Origin of the sequence: Magnetofaba australis IT-1 (assembly GCF_002109495.1) — a bacterium.
Classification (GTDB): Bacteria; Pseudomonadota; Magnetococcia; order Magnetococcales; family Magnetococcaceae; genus Magnetofaba; species Magnetofaba australis.
In genome coordinates this window covers 99,635-115,558 of sequence record NZ_LVJN01000019.1, presented here as the reverse complement: position 1 = coordinate 115,558, position 15,924 = coordinate 99,635, and the positions used below count along the sequence as shown (strand labels likewise).

Annotated in this window: 9 protein-coding genes; 3 read left to right on the top strand and 6 right to left on the bottom strand. The window is 58.4% G+C overall.

Going from position 1 to position 15,924, the window contains the following annotated elements:
• The first annotated feature begins 100 nt into the window (after positions 1 to 100).
• The 3 genes from MAIT1_RS09960 (at position 101) to MAIT1_RS09950 (ending at position 7,847) form a co-directional block, all read left to right on the top strand.
• Positions 101 to 839 (top strand): IS1 family transposase gene (locus tag MAIT1_RS09960; protein WP_414673639.1). Its coding sequence is split into 2 segments (ribosomal slippage): positions 101 to 378 and positions 377 to 839, totalling 741 coding nucleotides; the frame shifts between segments, so codons are not numbered across the junction.
• Between the two features lie 305 nt (positions 840 to 1,144).
• On the top strand, positions 1,145 to 5,722 hold the full coding sequence (locus tag MAIT1_RS09955; RefSeq protein WP_085442131.1) for a PAS domain S-box protein: 4,578 nt from the start codon (positions 1,145 to 1,147) through the stop codon (positions 5,720 to 5,722).
• Between the two features lie 142 nt (positions 5,723 to 5,864).
• Positions 5,865 to 7,847: a hypothetical protein gene (locus MAIT1_RS09950; RefSeq protein WP_085442130.1), complete on the top strand. Its 1,983-nt coding sequence runs from the start codon at positions 5,865 to 5,867 to the stop codon at positions 7,845 to 7,847.
• A gap of 578 nt (positions 7,848 to 8,425) precedes the next feature.
• Here MAIT1_RS09950 and MAIT1_RS09945 read toward each other — a convergent pair.
• The 6 genes from MAIT1_RS09945 to nifD all read right to left on the bottom strand — a co-directional run bounded on the left by MAIT1_RS09945 (position 8,426) and on the right by nifD (position 15,912).
• On the bottom strand, positions 8,426 to 9,469 hold the full coding sequence (locus tag MAIT1_RS09945; protein WP_085442129.1) for an IS110 family RNA-guided transposase: 1,044 nt from the start codon (positions 9,467 to 9,469) through the stop codon (positions 8,426 to 8,428).
• Positions 9,470 to 9,763: 294 nt separating this feature from the next.
• Complete coding sequence (locus MAIT1_RS09940; RefSeq protein WP_085442561.1) at positions 9,764 to 11,431, bottom strand: acetolactate synthase large subunit; 1,668 nt, start codon at positions 11,429 to 11,431, stop codon at positions 9,764 to 9,766.
• Positions 11,432 to 11,639: 208 nt separating this feature from the next.
• Positions 11,640 to 12,359, bottom strand: coding sequence for a NifB/NifX family molybdenum-iron cluster-binding protein (locus tag MAIT1_RS09935; protein WP_085442128.1), 720 nt, complete (start codon positions 12,357 to 12,359; stop codon positions 11,640 to 11,642).
• An 89-nt stretch (positions 12,360 to 12,448) separates the two neighbouring features.
• Positions 12,449 to 12,661: a putative nitrogen fixation protein NifT gene (nifT, locus tag MAIT1_RS09930; protein ID WP_085442127.1), complete on the bottom strand. Its 213-nt coding sequence runs from the start codon at positions 12,659 to 12,661 to the stop codon at positions 12,449 to 12,451.
• Between the two features lie 11 nt (positions 12,662 to 12,672).
• Positions 12,673 to 14,250, bottom strand: coding sequence for a nitrogenase molybdenum-iron protein subunit beta (gene nifK / locus MAIT1_RS09925; protein ID WP_085442126.1), 1,578 nt, complete (start codon positions 14,248 to 14,250; stop codon positions 12,673 to 12,675).
• A 219-nt stretch (positions 14,251 to 14,469) separates the two neighbouring features.
• Positions 14,470 to 15,912 (bottom strand): nitrogenase molybdenum-iron protein alpha chain, encoded by a 1,443-nt coding sequence (nifD, locus tag MAIT1_RS09920; protein WP_085442125.1) that lies wholly within the window; start codon positions 15,910 to 15,912, stop codon positions 14,470 to 14,472.
• Positions 15,913 to 15,924 lie beyond the last annotated feature (12 nt).

Genomic DNA, 15,924 nt, shown 5'->3' with positions numbered 1-15,924 from the left:
TGACACCAACAACAAATGGGTAGTGGCTCTGCTTAGCTGATTTTGTATAAATCTTGCATGAGTTTGACCATCGTTCTCACATGGACAGTGGAGAAAATAGATGGCCATGGTTCCCGTGCATTGCCCTGAATGTGGCAGCCAAAACGTTGTAAAGAACGGCAAACAGTCCAATGGAAAGCCGCGCTTTCGCTGCGACAATCCTGACTGCAAACGCCGCTATTTCCAAATGACCTATACCCACAAAGGGCGTCAACCAGAGGTAAAGCATCAAATCCTTGAGATGACTCTGAACGGAGCCGGGATTCGTGACACCTCTCGAGTCCTGGGCGTTGGGCGCAACACTATCACCCGAGAAATAAAAAAACACCGGAATCTCGCAGGTGAATCATCAGCTTCTGGCTGAGCTGACTCCTGAGACGCCGGTTGACGTCGTTCGGGTTGATCAAGCTGAAGCCGATGAAATGTGGTCCTTTGTCGGCAGCAAGGCCAACCCCCGTTGGAGTTGGCATGCCATTGAGCGCCAGTCAGGCCGCGTTCTGGCTTATGTCTTCGGGACTCGGAAAGATGCTGTGCTCAAAGAGCTGCGTAAACTGCTGGAGCCTTTTGGCATAGTCAAGCTGTTTACCGATGATTGGGGCGCTTACCATCACACCCCATTGGCCTCAAAGCATTTTGTGGGCAAGCGCAACACTCAGCGTATTGAGCGTAAGCATCTGACGTGGCGCACTCGCATCAAGCGACTGGCCAGAAAGACCATCTGCTTCTCCAAATGCGAGGTGATGCACGACACGGTCATCGGCCTGTTTATCAACCGCTACGAGTTTGGTTTAGAAATATAGCGATCAGCTAAACGGAGCCACTACCATTTTTTTGTTCGTTATTTTTCAATTTCTCGCTAGAGTAGAAGTTGACTGAATGCACACTATTTTTGAGCAGATCGTAAAAACAGACAGGACAGATTGGAACTGACTTGTTAGCAAGCCAACAAGTTGGCCCGCAGATTATGCGCGCGCCCAATCTTTGTTTATCTGACACATAATTTTGACCGCTCATTCTCACACAACTCAACACTCTCTTTCATTTGCAGGCTCGCCATACGGCGAAACACTCGCTCAGAACCCTCTATATATAGAGAGCGCGCCTGATGCTCCGATTCACACAGCTCGCCATCTTCATGGTGTTACTTACTGCGTTTAACTGGATGCAGGTTTCGCACTTTCTGCAAAAAGAGCGACTGCACTCCGCAGAACATCTTTCGCAGATTCAAACCATTCACAACGCCAGCATCATGATGCACCAGGCCATTGGCGACGTGGCCTATCAAGAGATCATCAATAATCCCAAAACGCTTGATCTGTTTGAACAAGGTGTCTCCTCCAGCGGCGCGGAGCAAGAGCGCTACCGCCAACTGTTGCGCCAACAACTCACCCCCCTTTACACCCAGTTGCGCAAAGAGGGCGTTATTCTGTTCCATTTTCACACCCCCGAATCCCGCAGCTTTCTGCGCTTTCATCTGCCGCACAAGTTCGGCGACCCGCTGGACGCTGTTCGCCCTTCTCTTCACTTGGCCAACAGTGAAAAGCGCCGCGTCACCGGCTTTGAACTGGGGCGCGTCAAATCGGGCTATCGATTCGTCTACCCGATCATTCGCCAAGGGCGCCATCTGGGCAGTGTTGAAACCAGCGTCTCCTTCGACCAGATTCGCGCCGCCATGGCGCGGATCGTGCCGGACCATCAGTTCCAACTGATCCTCAATCGACAAGCGGTCTATAACGCCCTGTTTGAGAGATGGCGCAGCGCCTACCCTGACTCCCAAATCAGCGATGACTATGTCTACGATGCGGTTTTTCACGCCTCGGCCCAAGAGAGTCCAGACTTCCGTAATACCCAATCGCTCAATCAGCAACTCACGCTCGACGCCAATCTGGCCGAACAGCTCGAACAAGGGACCCCGTTCGTCAAGCATCTCAAACAGGCGGGCGACACCTGGTCCATCGCCTTCCTCCCGCTGTTTGACCTCACCGGCGCCAAAGTAGGGCACATCGTCTCCTACGCCCGCGACAACCAGTTCGGTTTGTTTCAACAAGAGTCCCTGATCAGCACGACGCTGGGTAATCTGGTCCTCATTATTGTCCTCTTTCTGTCGTGGCTTCTGCTCAAATCACGGGAGAAAATGCGCGTTGAGAGAAACTTCCAAGAGTCCATTATTCAAACCATTGGCGATGGGCTCTACATCATGGACAACAGCGGCGTCATCACCGCGATCAACCCCTCTTTTTGCGAAATTCTGGGGTATGACAGCGATGAGATTATCGGCAAGGTGGGACATAATATTTTTCACTTTCACAATCATGAACAACACCGCACATCTGTTGAAGAGTGCCCCATCTTCAAACACACCTCACAAAGCGGCTCTTACCGCGGCGAGGAGACCTTCCTGCATCGGAGTGGTCACGCCATTGTTGTTGACGTCAGCAGTCGCGCGTTTTTCCTCAAAGGCAAGCGCGCTGGCTCAATCTCCGCCTTTCGCGATATCTCCGACAAAAAAGAACAAGAGAAAAACCTGCTGACGGCCATGCGCCAACTCAAAGAGAACAGCAAACTGTTAACGGCGCACCAAAACGAACTTAAGCGCCTTGTGGCGACTCGCAGCGACTCTTTGGAGCGCGCCGAATCCCTCGCCCACATTGGCAGCTGGCACCTGGATTTTGCCTCCAACTCACTCTCCTGGTCCAAGGAGGTCTACACCATATTCGGTCTGCCCAGCGACGCCGTGATCAGCATGAACCGATTTTGGTCACTGGTGCACGAAGAGGATCGACAACGCCTGAAAGGCTCCTGGCGCGCAGCCCTCAACGGCGCGCCGTACGACATCACCCACCGTATCCGTACGCCATCGGGCGTGAAGTGGGTCAACGCGCTGGCGCAGCTGGAGTTCGACGCTTTGGGAAGACCGCTGCTGGCCCACGGCGCGGTGCAGGATATCTCCGACAGGGTCAGTGCAGAACAGCAGATCAAGGAGAGCGAGATCCGCTTCCGCTCTCTGTTTGAAAACACCGCTGACGCCGTTTTGTTGCATCGCGATAAAATGGTCATTGATTGCAATCAAGCCGCGGTGCAGCTGTTTGGCGCGAGAAATATCGCCGAGATGATGCATCTACAGCTTCAGGACTACTCGGCGCCGACCCAAACCGACGCCGCACCCGCCGTAGTTCGCGCCGACGCCTTGTACGATGAGGCGCTGTCCAAAGGGAGAAAATCATTTGAGTGGATCTGCCGGCGACTGGATAACGGCGCCGAGTTCTCGGTGGATGTGCTGCTGACCGCCATCCCCGTTGGCAAAGAGATTGTGGTGCAGTCGGTGATTCGGGATATCACCGCACGCAAAGAGGCGGAGGAGCGGCTACGCAAGGCCAAACTTGACGCCGAACTCGCCAGTAAAGCCAAAAGTCTGTTCCTGGCCAATATGAGCCATGAAATCCGCACCCCCATGAATGGGGTCATCGGCATGCTCGACGTTCTCACCCACAGCGACCTCCAGCCAGCGGATCATGCCGCCGTTCAGACCATTAAAGACTCGGCCAATCATCTGCTTGGCGTCATCGACGACATCCTCGACATCTCCAAAATCGAGGCGGGTAAACTGGAGTTGACCTCAGCGCCCTTCAGCATTGAGGAGGCGGTGGATCAGGTCGCCCTGCTGATGGAGCGCGTGGCGGCGCAAAAAGAGGTGCGACTGAACGTGTTTGTGGACCCGGCCATCCCCCAACGCACGCTCGGCGACATCCTGCGTCTGAAACAGTGCCTCACCAACCTCACAGGCAACGCCATCAAATTCTCCGCCGGACTCCCGCGGCCGGGCAAAGTCAGCATTCACGCCCATCTGGAGCATAGAGATCAACGCGAAGCCCGCGTGGCGTTTATCATCCGCGATAACGGTATTGGCATCGCCAAAGAGCAGCTGGAAAAACTCTTTTTACCCTTCGAACAGGCGGACGCCAACACCACCCGCCGATTTGGCGGCACCGGTTTGGGTCTGAGCATCAGTCGCAATCTCATCTCCATGATGCAGGGCGATATCTCGGTGCAGAGCGAGCAGGAGCAGGGCGCGGCATTCACCCTATCCATTCCGTTCCAAGTCATTGCAGACACAACAGATGATCAACCAACCCTGGCCAATGTCGCCGTGGCCATTGTCGACCCAGACGGCGCACTGTGTGACCCTCTTTCGGCCTATCTCTTAAGCGCCGATGCGCAAGTCATCTGCGTCGACAGCGTGGCGCAGGGCGCACGCCACTTGGCGGAGCAACGCGCCATGGCTGACGAACGCTGTCTGCTGATGGTGGCGCCAGCATCTTGGGACGACCCCCAAGCGCAAGTGAAAAACACGCTCACAGACTGCGATACAGAGGGCGCCGTGACCTTGCTGTTGTCACAGCCAAGATTCAACCAAGCTGGCGACCGACAGATCCACAAAGTTGACAAGCAGTTGTTCCAAATTGATTGCTGCGTATTAAATAGAACGCGTCTGATTCAAACCATTTTAACCGTGCTGGGCTCCCACCAGCCTTTGGCCCTGCAACAGATCCCCATCATCCCGACCGATGCGTCTTCCCCCACCCTCTGCGCCTTGCCAAAATGCGGCGCGCAAACCTGCATCCTGGTGGCCGAGGACAATGAAATCAACCAAGAGGTCATTCGGCGACAGTTGAAACTGGTCGGCGTGTGCGCAAACTTTGTCAACGACGGTGAAGAGGCGCTGGCGTGTTGGGACCCGAACAGATACGCCCTGCTGCTGACGGACCTGCACATGCCCAATTGTGATGGCTATGCATTAACACGCGCCATCCGCCAGCAAGAGGCGCAATCTGGCGCCGCGCCCAGCCCCATCATCGCTCTTACCGCCGACGCCCAAAAAGAGGTGATGGATCAGTGCCGCGAAGCGGGCATGAATGGCTTTTTAACCAAGCCCATTGAAGTGGAGCGATTGCGCGCCGCGCTGGAGGAGTACCTCCCCCTGGCCCCGGCCAGCGCGCCACTGAGCGCCGAGACTGAGAGTAGAGAACAGGACCAGCAATCCGCCTCAGGAGCGCCGCAAATCCCGGGGTTCGAGTGTCAGAGGGCAATCCAACGCCTTGGCTCGCAACGGACGTATCAGGAGATTCTGCGCAAATTTCCACAATCCCATGCCCAAGCCATGGAGCAGATCGAGCAAGCTCTGGATGTTGGCGATCATAAGCTGGCGATCCACCACGCCCACACGCTCAAGGGGGTGGCGGGGAATTTAGGCGCCGTTGCTCTTCAAACCCAAGCGATGGCCCTGGAAACCGCCCTCAAACACGACGCCGACCTCACGGAGATTGAATCTCTCCGAGGCCAACTGAGCGACGAATTTTCGCACAGTTTGAAGACGATTATTGAACAGATTCTGCCCGCCTTCGCCCCCGCCCCGTCATCGTCCTCAGCGCAGGAGGCGCTTTCACCACAGGCGCTCATTAAGGAAATTCACACGCTTCACAAGAAATTACTGACCTATGACGCCAACAGCGACGACCACATCAAGGAGATCTTGGCCAGAATGGCGCCTGGAGATGACAAGTCCGAACTGGAAGAGATTGCCGCCTGCGTGGAGCAGTATGACCTGGACAATGCCGCGCAGATGCTGACCGCTTGGAGCGAAAAACATCTGGCGGAAGCGTGCGTAGAATCAGCTGTTTCATAGCCTTATAGGCGTGCATTGTGGTCCGCCCCACCGCGAATTGCGCATCTGAGCAGCATCCAACGAACCATCCTGCATTGGTCTAATTCTCGCATAATCAACTGGCGTTGCTTCTCATGTGTCGCTCTCCTACCGGCCAGTTTCGATGACGTCTCTGTTCTCTTCACGCGCTGGACGCATTGGCCTGCCCCTGTTGGTCTGCGCCATTGTGGCGCTTTACGCCGTTCTCACCGTGGACTCCCGCTTCAGCGCGCCGCGCTGGATCTATGCCGTTGGCGTCTCCTACTTCCGCATGCCCGGCGACCAAACCCTGCTCAACGGCTTCGGCCCCGCTTCGGTGTGGCTGTTCACGCTACTCTATCTGATCGCCGCCACCGCTCTGGGTCGACTACTGCTCACCGGCCCGGCGCGCGCCGCGTTTGACCTGCGCGATGCGCCCTATCTGTGTGTGAGCCTGGATATTCTGGCCGGATATCTGATCAGCATTGCGCTCAATCGCCTCATCACTCTGGCGCTGCCCAACCAGTACGCCGCGCCGCTCATTGTGGCGATTCACGCCGCCGCGCTGTTATTTCTGCTTTGGCAAGCGCGCGCGACGACGAAAGCGGTCGCCATGCGCGCAATGCTGCGCGTAGGACTGCCGCTCTCCGCGCTATATGGCCTGTTTGCGATTCTGGCCATACAGTATAAAAAAGCCCATGTGGCGGGCGATGGCGGCAGGTTCTTCTTTCGCTTGATCGACGATGGCGCCGCCTTCGCCGCGAGCGTCCACTTTCCGATCATCTCGCAACACTATGATGAGATTCTGTTCCTCTATCCGGTGCTGGCGCTGGGACGCGAACTGCCTGATTTCAATCTGCTGTGGCCCTATCTGCTGCTCTATGCGCTGATCAAATGCGCCGCCTTCATCGGGCTGACCTGGTTGATTTGGCGACTCTCGCAATCACGCCTGTTTGCCGGTGTTCTTGCCTATTGGCTCTTCTTTGGCAATCTTTCGCTGGACCCGTCTCACGTTTTATTGCTGTTTGACTCCGGCAACCCGATCTTCGCCATCCTCCACCCGGGCCGCGTCTATTCCGTGCTGCTGCCCGGCCTGATGATCTACGCGGTGTTCGCCGCGCAGAGCCGAAAGCTGGATGTCACGCCCGCCTTGCTGCTTGGAGTGGCCCTGGCGGCGCTGGGATTCGCCTCTACAGTGGTGAGTAATGCTTTGATTTTCGGCATGCTGGGAGCCAGCCTGGGCATCATCTCCATCGCCGAACGCCTCCAGCCGCAACCAGCAACTCCGGTCGCTCCGATTAATCCGCCGCTCACCCTCCTGACCGCCCTGACCCTGGCCACTACGCCCCTGCTGGTGGCCAACAACCAATTTCACTTACGCTTTGTCGCTGGCGGCGTACTGTTAACGACGCTGGGCATGCTGCTCTGGAGCGTACTGCGCTATCGCGCCCCAAACGAGCCTCCCACAGAGCAGAGCGCTCTGGACAGGCTGTTGCTGCTGGCGGGAGTCGCCCTGTTCGCCTATCTGCTTGGGCAGTTGTTGCTCGGCAATGCCGGCGTGGCGCTACTTTGGCATGACCATGTGTTTAACGCGCAGATTCTCGCCCGAGTGCTGCCTTTCCCACCCCTACAGCCAACCAGTCTACTGGACAACATCGGCCCGAATCACTTCTGTAACATCTTCCCCACCGAACATTGCGGCTATACAGGGCAGTACGTGCAGCACTATGGCCTGCCCTTCCTATTGGGATTTTTGGGACTCGTCCTGCTGGCGCGACGCAATGGAACAACCGTGGCGACGCCGCTGCAGCAGATGATGTTGCTGGCGCTGCTGCTGTTTGTGGGCGGCGTGCTGCTCTACGAATACACCAATGGCGCCGTATTGCAGGAGAATCAGAAGCTGGCGGTATGGTTGAAATCGCGGCTGGCGGAGCCGGGGTTCTATCTGGTGATCATCACTGTGGGCAGCGCATGGGTGCGCTGTGGCGGTCTGTGGCGCATTGCCATGGGAGGCGCATTGGCGGCGGCCATCGTGTGGGACGCCGCCGCCAATGTGGGCGCCATGCCGACGGATCAACTGCTGCTCAACGCCCGCTTTGTGTGGGGGTTGATCGCAGGCGGCGGCTAATCCGACTCACCGCCTGCGCGCCAAATATAGTCGCCGCAGAAGAGAATGAGACATTTGAAGCGAGAAGATATCGAGGGCTCCGCCCTCGAGCTCCCAAGATCAACAGCTACACCGTGATTCGGACCATCCCTGGTCCTCACCCTTCGGGCTCGCTGCGCGAGTCCGATTTGGCATTCCTGCCAAATCGTGGGCTCCGCCCATGTATGGTCCGCTCCGCCACGGCAAGAGAAAATGTCCATGTATGGTCCGCTCCGCCACGGCAAGAGAAAATGTCCATGTATGGTCCGCTCCGCCACGGCAAGAGAAAATGTCCACTGATGTGTGAGGCTTAGTCGCGCCCATGTATCCGGCCTGTTGATGAGGGGCTTGTCGCCCTCTGGCCCTGATGGAATTTGCGCGTGGCCCTCCTCAACACACCCTCGGCCTCTATGGGCCCTTGGGCGAAACAGGTTCTTGACCACGCAGGGCTATGCCGTTTCACGCCATCAATCTCGACTCTCTCTCGCAACCTGGCTGGTGGGATCTCTTTCTCTTTCCTTATCGGCCTGTTTTTCTTTTAGAGTTGTATTGCGCTCTCTCTACACAGCGGCGCTGGCCCCATAGGCCTCCTGCTTCACCAGCATCGCCCACGCGCTGCGCGCCATGCGGTTGGCCAGCGCCACCACTGCTCTATTTGCGCCGCGACGTTCCGACACCGACACTGCCCACTGGCTGCGGCGATCCGGCTTGTTTTCACACACGCGCAAAGCCGCCCGCGCCCCATGAATCAACAGGGTGCGAAGATAACCGTTTCCCCGCTTGCTGATCCCCGTCAGCCACGCCTTGCCCCCTGTGGAGTGCTGATTCGGAACCAACCCTATCCATGCCGACAGCTCCCGGCCATTCTTAAACGCCCGCACATCCCCCACCGACGCCAACAGCGCCGTCGCCGTGATCGGTCCCACTCCCGGGATCGTCATCAGCAATCGACACTGCGGCTCCGCCTTGGCCAGCGCCTCAATCTCACGCTCATATTTGCCGATGCGCTCATCCAAATGCGCCAGCTCATCGCGCTCATCCTCCAGAATTACGCGAAAATTGGCGCTCATTTCCGAGCTCTCATCACTCAAAATCAGCACAATCGCCCGCCGCGCCTGCTTGATGCTCTTGGGAAAGACAATCCCATACTCGGCAAGCAGTCCGCGAATCTGGTTCACCAACGCCGTGCGGTTCTTCACCGCCAGACTGCGCACCCGATGCAACGCTAGAATTTCTTGCTGGGCAACGCTTTTGATCCCCACAAAACGCATATTCGGACGCTGTACCGCTTCACATATCGCCTCAGCGTCCACGCTGTCGTTCTTGTGCCGCTTCACGTAGGGCTTCACATATTGCGGCGCCATCAAACGCACTTCATGCCCATATCCCTGAAATTTCCGCGCCCAGTGATGCGCGCCGCTACTGGCTTCCATCCCCACCAGGCACGGCGGCAGTTGCGCCATGTACTCCAGGAGCTCGTCTCGTTTCAGTCGCTTCTTGAGAACGCTTTTGCCGCGCGCATCGACGCCATGCAACTGAAACACGCTCTTGCCCAGATCAATCCCCAGTACCCGTACCTGTCCGTTTTCGATATGATTGCTCATGGTCCGCTCCGACTCCGTTTAGATGGAAAAACACACCACCATCTTGGCCCATTGCGAGGCCGTTTGGGTAGCGGAGCGGACCATTCCATTACACCCGCTTAAGGGTCACAGACCCTATGACGATTTGGCAGGATGGCCAAATCGGACTCGCGCAGCGAGCCCGCAGGGTGAGGGCCATGGATGGCCCGAATCAATCCCGTCTCCGGCCAGCCGGAGGCCAATAGTCAGCGCAAGCTTTACCTGTGTCACACAAACATTGAGGAGCCTGTGCAATTCTGAATTGCGGTGACTATATCAGAGCAGACACTCCTTGTGCGCCAGCTCCTCGGTGAGCACACGCTGGTTCTCACTGTAGTCCACCGGCAGGTCGATCACATGCACCCCGGGGGTCTGCAAACACTGGGTCAACATCGGTCCAAACTGGTCAGCGCTCTCCACACGACAGCCATGGGCGCCGTAGCTGTTGGCGTACTGGACGAAGTCCGGGTTGCCGTAGTCCAGACCAAACGATTCAAACCCCATCGCCTCCTGCTTCCACTTGATCATGCCGTAGGCGTCATCGCGCAGGATGATCACCACCAGATCCAGCTTCAGCCGCACCGCCGTCTCCAGCTCCTGACTGTTCATCATGAAACCGCCGTCGCCGCACACCGCTGCCACCTTTCGCTCCGGGCAGGTGATTTTGGCCCCAATGGCCGACGGCAACCCGGCGCCCATGGTCGCCAACGCGTTATCCAGCAGTACCGTATTGCGTTGATAGGCCAGGTAGTTGCGCGCCACCCAGATTTTGTAGATGCCGTTATCCAGGGTCAGGATGCCATCTTCGGGCATGGCCGTGCGCAGATCGCGAATGAAACGTTGCGGTTTGATGGGGAAGTCGTCGGAATCGCCGCGCTCGGCGATGCGCAGACGATTCTCACGACCAACCTTGTGGTAGTAATCGAAATCCCAGTGGGGCTGCGGCGTCACCTGCTCCACCAGCCGCTCGATGCTGCCCGCCACATCGCCGATCACCTCCAGCGTGGGGTAGTAGACGTCATCCACCTCGGCGGCGTAGAAGTTGATGTGGATCACCCGCGCGTAACCGCGATGGCCCATGATGGCCGGCGGCTTCTCCATCACATCGTGGCCCACGGCGATGATCAGGTCGGCGCGGTCGATGGCGCAGTGCAGGTAATCCCCCTCGGTCAGCGCCGCCGTGCCGAGGAAGGTCTCTTGGCGCTCATCAAGCACCCCCTTGCCCATCTGCGTATTGAAAAACGGGATGCCGGTTTTATCCACCAGCGCCTGTAGACTATCCGACACGCGGCGGCGATTGGCCCCGGCGGCCAGCATCAACAGCGGACGCTTGGCCTCCATGATGCGCTTGGCGGCGCGTTCGATGGCGATGGGGTCTGGCTGTGGGCGTCGCAACCACACTTTGGCCATATGGCAGTTATCGCTGCGCTCGCGGGCGATATCCTCCGGCAACTCCAGATGCACCGCGCCGGGACGCTGCTCCTCGGCGCGTCGGAACGCCTCGGAGACCATGCAGGGGATCTTGTCCGCCGACGGGATCTGCTCGGCGAATTTGGTGATGGGCTCCAACGTCGCCACCACGTCGATAATCTGAAACCGCCCCTGCTTGCTGCGTTTGATGGGTTTCTGACCAGTGAGCACCACCAGCGGCATGCCGCCCAACTGGGCGTAGGCCACGCCGGTGGTCAAATTGGTCGCCCCCGGCCCCAAGGTGGAGAGCGCCACCGCCGGGCGCCCTGTCAAGCGCCCATAGGTGGCGGCCATGAACGCTGCGCCCTGCTCATGCCGCGTCACAATCAGCTTGATGCTGCTGCTGCGCAGCGATTCCAGAAAATCCAGATTCTCCTCGCCGGGCACGGCAAAGATATACTCCACCCCTTGCGCTTCCAAACAACGCACCAGCAGGTCCGAGCCCTTGATGGACTCAGCGGCGTCCGTCTCCATATTCATCCCCCGTTTTGTGTGTGGCGACGCCCTGCGTCGCATGGTCAAACCGATACTCCGCCCTCCTCCTTAATGACCACATAAACACAGATTTCGTTCAACACTCTGTGTCACCCGCGCCAAGCACGGACAAACAAAAAAGGCGAGCCCTGCGGACTCGCCTTTTTGCCTGATCCCATCACTGGGTGACTGCATTTACAACAACGCTTTACGCCGCGTCATCCTCCTCGTCCCAATCGTCATCCTCATCGGTGAACGACAGGGTCGGTTGAATCCCCATGGCTTTGGCCAACCACGGCGGCGGATTGTTGCGGATCTTCTCCTGCAACCCGGCGATCAATTCGTCAATGGCGCCGCCGGTGGGAATCTTCAGCGGGTGGGCGCCCGAACGCACCACCTTGGCCGCCGCCGGACCGCCAATAGAGCACAGGTACATCAGGTCGCAGTCGGACATCATGCGCGCGCGCTCGGTGTTCTTGACGGCGGGATCCGGATCGCTGTCCTCCACCAACAGGTGCAGGGTGCCGCGGCTCTCCACCATCTCGGCGGAGTCGGCGGTGATGTCATAGACAATAAACTGTTTGCAGGAGCCGAAGTGGCCGTCCATCTGGCCCTCTTTGTTGGAGGCGAACGCCACCCGCACCGAGCCTTCCGCTTTGGGCTTCTGCCCATATTGCGGCGCCAGCGCCTTGGCCACGTTGTCATCCAATCCATCAGCCAAGCAGCGCGCCGCTGCGGTCACGCCCTCATTCACCTCAAGGCCCAGCGTCTGCGCCAGCATCTCCGGGGTGATCTTGGAGAACTTGTGCGCGGAAAACGGCGCACCCACCATCTCTTCGAGAGCCGCCACCAGGGTTTTGGACTCAATTCCAGGCAGGTCGCGCGCCGCCACGCCGATGCGCAGCGCCAGTTCGATGTTCTTGGCCATGGGAGATCTCCATGCAGGCAGGAAGAAAACAGACAAACATTATGACATAAAAAACGGGGGCCGCGAGGCGGCCCCCGGAAAGGCTGACTTTATTCTGCGCGCTTGGCGCGCAGTTCTGTCGGAAGATTGGGTTTGGGCATGGGGTCGATCATCAACGCCTCCCCATCATCCAACTCCATACGTCCGCCCCACTTTTCATCGCTGTCGAACTCCAGGGAGACCACCTTCGCTTCCAAGTCTTTCTTGGGCACGTAGCAGGTCATGACACCCTCGGGGTCCACGCGCAGCATCACTTTGGGCATCGATTCGCTCCTTAGCGGACGAGGTCGAAGTTGTAGTCGGTGGTGCCGTAGCCCTTGGTCTTGCTGTCCAGATCCTCGAGCACCGCGTTGACCAGGGTGGTGAGGATGTACATGGCGCCGTCGTAACCCAGGATCGAATTCCGATGCAGGTGGTGACGGTCATGGATGGGGAAGCCGATGCGAATCAGTTTGACTTCGTGCTCGGGGCCCTTGTGCGCAGTGTCGCGCTCCATGAATTTGCCGTAGCTGTTGCCGATCATGAAGTCGGGGCGATCGGTGAACAGCAGCGAACGGAAGTGCCACAGGTCTTTCTGAATGTGCACTTCGGCTTGCTGACCGTAGGGGTTGTCCTTGAGCATTTTGCTCAACTGCTTGGCGAAACGCTTGTTGGCGTGGTTCACCAGCACGTGCTTGGGCTCGGCGCCCAACTCCATCATGAAGTTGCACATGCCCATCACGAAGTCGGCGTCGCCGTAGATGCTGAAGGTCTTGCCGTGCAGCCAGGAGTGGGAGTCGGTGATCATGTCGACCAGACGACCGCGCTCCAGCTCGATGGAAGCCGGGATGGGCTTGCCGGTCAGCTCGGAGACCTTCATCAGGAACTCGTCAGTCCAACCCAGACCCATGGGGGGGTGCACCGCAGTGCAGTCGTGCTCGAGGGTCTCGGTGAAGTACTTCTTGGTCTTGATCAAGCCCCAGGGTTGCAGCAGCAGAGTATCGATGGCGTTGCCGCAATCCTTGACTTCATCGATGGTGGTGCCGGTGGAGTACATGCGGTACTCGCCGTCAGCCGGGGTGTCCAGCACTTCAGTGGGATCAGACAGCAGGGTGTAACCCACGCCCATCTCTTGCATGTAGCGCTTGAGGGTGCGGTAGCTGCCCAGGTAGGTCTCGAAACCGGGGACCAGATTGATCTTGCCGTTGGAGCCCTTTTCGATCTGGCCATTGTTGGCCTTGTCCACGGTGAAGTAGCGGACGATGCCTTCGAGCATGTTGTCCCAACCGGTGGTGTGGGAGCCGACGAAGCTGGGGGTGTGAGCCGAAGGAACCGGGTACTCTTCGGGGATCGCGCCGCGCTTCTTGGCGTTGGTGATGAAGGCGTGCAGGTCGTCGCCGATCACTTCCGCCATGCAGGTGGTGCTAACGGCGATCATCTCGGGCTTGTACAGGGCCAGAGCGTTCTCCAGACCGGCATCCATGTTCTTGTGGCCGCCGAACACCGCAGCGTCTTCCGTCATGGAGTCGGAAACACAGGCCACCGGCTCTTTGAAGTGACGGTTGAAGTAGGTGCGGAAGTAGGCCACGCAACCTTGCGAGCCGTGCACGTAAGGCAGGGTGCCCTGGAAGCCCAGGGAGCAGAGCACCGCGCCCAGGGGCTGGCACGCTTTGGCCGGGTTGACGGTCAGCGCTTCGCGCTTGAAGTTCAGCTCTTTGTACTCTTCCGTCGTGGTCCACTGGAACATCTCTTCCAGCTTGCCCATGTCGGCTTTTTCTTCGAATTTGTCCGCTTTGTTCTTGAGGATCTCTTTGTATTCCTCATCGCGGAACAACGGAAAACACGGTTTGGTCTCTTCGACGGTGTTACCCATGACGTCCTCGCTTCCCGCGCCACTAATCCGTGGACATCGGGATCACGTTAAAGTTGAGTTTGTCGCCCGCTTGCGGCAGGCATGGGGAGTCCGACCGGACCGCGCGCGGCGCGCGCGGTCCGTCAACCGGATGCCTCTCCCCAACCGAGGGAATGGCGTTGACCCACCCGGCGCCCAGAGGGCGGCTGCCGGGACAAGCGGGTCAGGATCCGCAGATCCTTACTTCCAAGGCGCCTTCATCTGGCTCCAGCACGGATTGTTCACAGTCATATCCATGTCGCGAGCGAAGATGGCGAAGCCGTCATAGCCGTGGTAAGGACCGGAGTAGTCCCAGGAGTGCATCTGACGGAAGGGGATGCCCATTTTCTGGAACACGTACTTCTCTTTGATGCCGGAGCCGACCAGGTCGGGCTTGACGCGCTCAACGAACTTCTCCAGCTCGTAGCCGGTGACGTCGTCATAGATCAGGGTGGCGTCTTTCATCTCGGGGATGGTGCGATCGTAGTCGTCGTTGTGGGCGAATTCGTAACCGGTGCCCACCACTTCCATGCCCAGATCTTCGTAGGCGCCGATGACGTGACGGGGGCGCAGACCACCCACGTACAGCATCACTTTCTTGCCTTCCAGACGGGGACGATACTTGGCGATGACCGCTTCCATGATCGGGGTGTACTTGGCGATCACGCGCTCGGCGCCTTCTTTGATCTTGTCGTCGAAGTTGGCGGCAATGGCGCGCAGCGACTCGGCAACCTTGGTGGGACCAAAGAAGTTGTACTCCATCCAGGGAATGCCGAACTTGGCTTCCATGTGACGGGAGATGTAGTTCATGGAGCGGTAGCAGTGGATCAGGTTCAGCTTGACCGAGGGGGTGTTCTCCATCTCGGCCAGGGTGCCGTCGCCGGACCACTGCGCTTTGACGTTCAGGCCCATCTCTTCGAGCAGGATGCGCGAGGACCAGGCGTCGCCGCCGATGTTGTAGTCGCCGATGATGGCCACGTCGTAGGGGCCGGCTTCGGGCAGCTTGCCTTCACGGTTGTCCAGCACCCAGTCGCGCACGGCGTCGTTGGCGATGTGGTGACCCAGGGACTGGGACACGCCGCGGAAACCTTCGCAACGCACGGGCACAACCGGCTTTTCGATGGCGGCGGAGGTCTTGCGGGCGACCGCTTCGATGTCGTCGCCGATCAGACCGATGGGGCACTCGGACTGCACGGAAACGCCTTTGACCAGCGGGAACAGCTCGTTGATCTCGTGGATCATCTTTTCGAGCTTCTTGTCGCCGCCGAACACCACGTCCTTCTCTTGGAAGTCGGAGGTGAAGTTCATGGTGCCGTAGGTGTTAACCCCGGTGTAGCCCACATAGTAGTTACGACGACCGGCGCGGGAGTACTGACCGCAACCCACCGGACCGTGGGAGATGTGGATCATGTCCTTGATGGGACCCCATACCACACCTTTGGAGCCAGCGTAGGCGCAACCACGGATGGTCATCACGCCAGGCAGGGACTTACGGTTGGAGGTAATGCACTTCTTGGCTGACTCCAGACCGGTGTCGTTGGGGGTCAGGTGCTTGGCGCGATCTTTCTTGGCCTTCTCGGGGTAAACCTCCAAGACCTCGTCGATCAGGCTTTGCGCTTCTTCACGCGTCAGAGCTTGAGACATGGATGGGACTCC

Coding starts and splice junctions, on each gene's coding strand:
- MAIT1_RS09955 (WP_085442131.1), top strand. CDS start 1,145: ATGCTCCGATTCACACAGCTCGCCATCTTCATGGTGTTACTTACTGCG.
- MAIT1_RS09950 (WP_085442130.1), top strand. CDS start 5,865: ATGACGTCTCTGTTCTCTTCACGCGCTGGACGCATTGGCCTGCCCCTG.
- MAIT1_RS09945 (WP_085442129.1), bottom strand. CDS start 9,469: ATGAGCAATCATATCGAAAACGGACAGGTACGGGTACTGGGGATTGAT.
- MAIT1_RS09940 (WP_085442561.1), bottom strand. CDS start 11,431: ATGGAGACGGACGCCGCTGAGTCCATCAAGGGCTCGGACCTGCTGGTG.
- MAIT1_RS09935 (WP_085442128.1), bottom strand. CDS start 12,359: ATGGCCAAGAACATCGAACTGGCGCTGCGCATCGGCGTGGCGGCGCGC.
- nifT (WP_085442127.1), bottom strand. CDS start 12,661: ATGCCCAAAGTGATGCTGCGCGTGGACCCCGAGGGTGTCATGACCTGC.
- nifK (WP_085442126.1), bottom strand. CDS start 14,250: ATGGGTAACACCGTCGAAGAGACCAAACCGTGTTTTCCGTTGTTCCGC.
- nifD (WP_085442125.1), bottom strand. CDS start 15,912: ATGTCTCAAGCTCTGACGCGTGAAGAAGCGCAAAGCCTGATCGACGAG.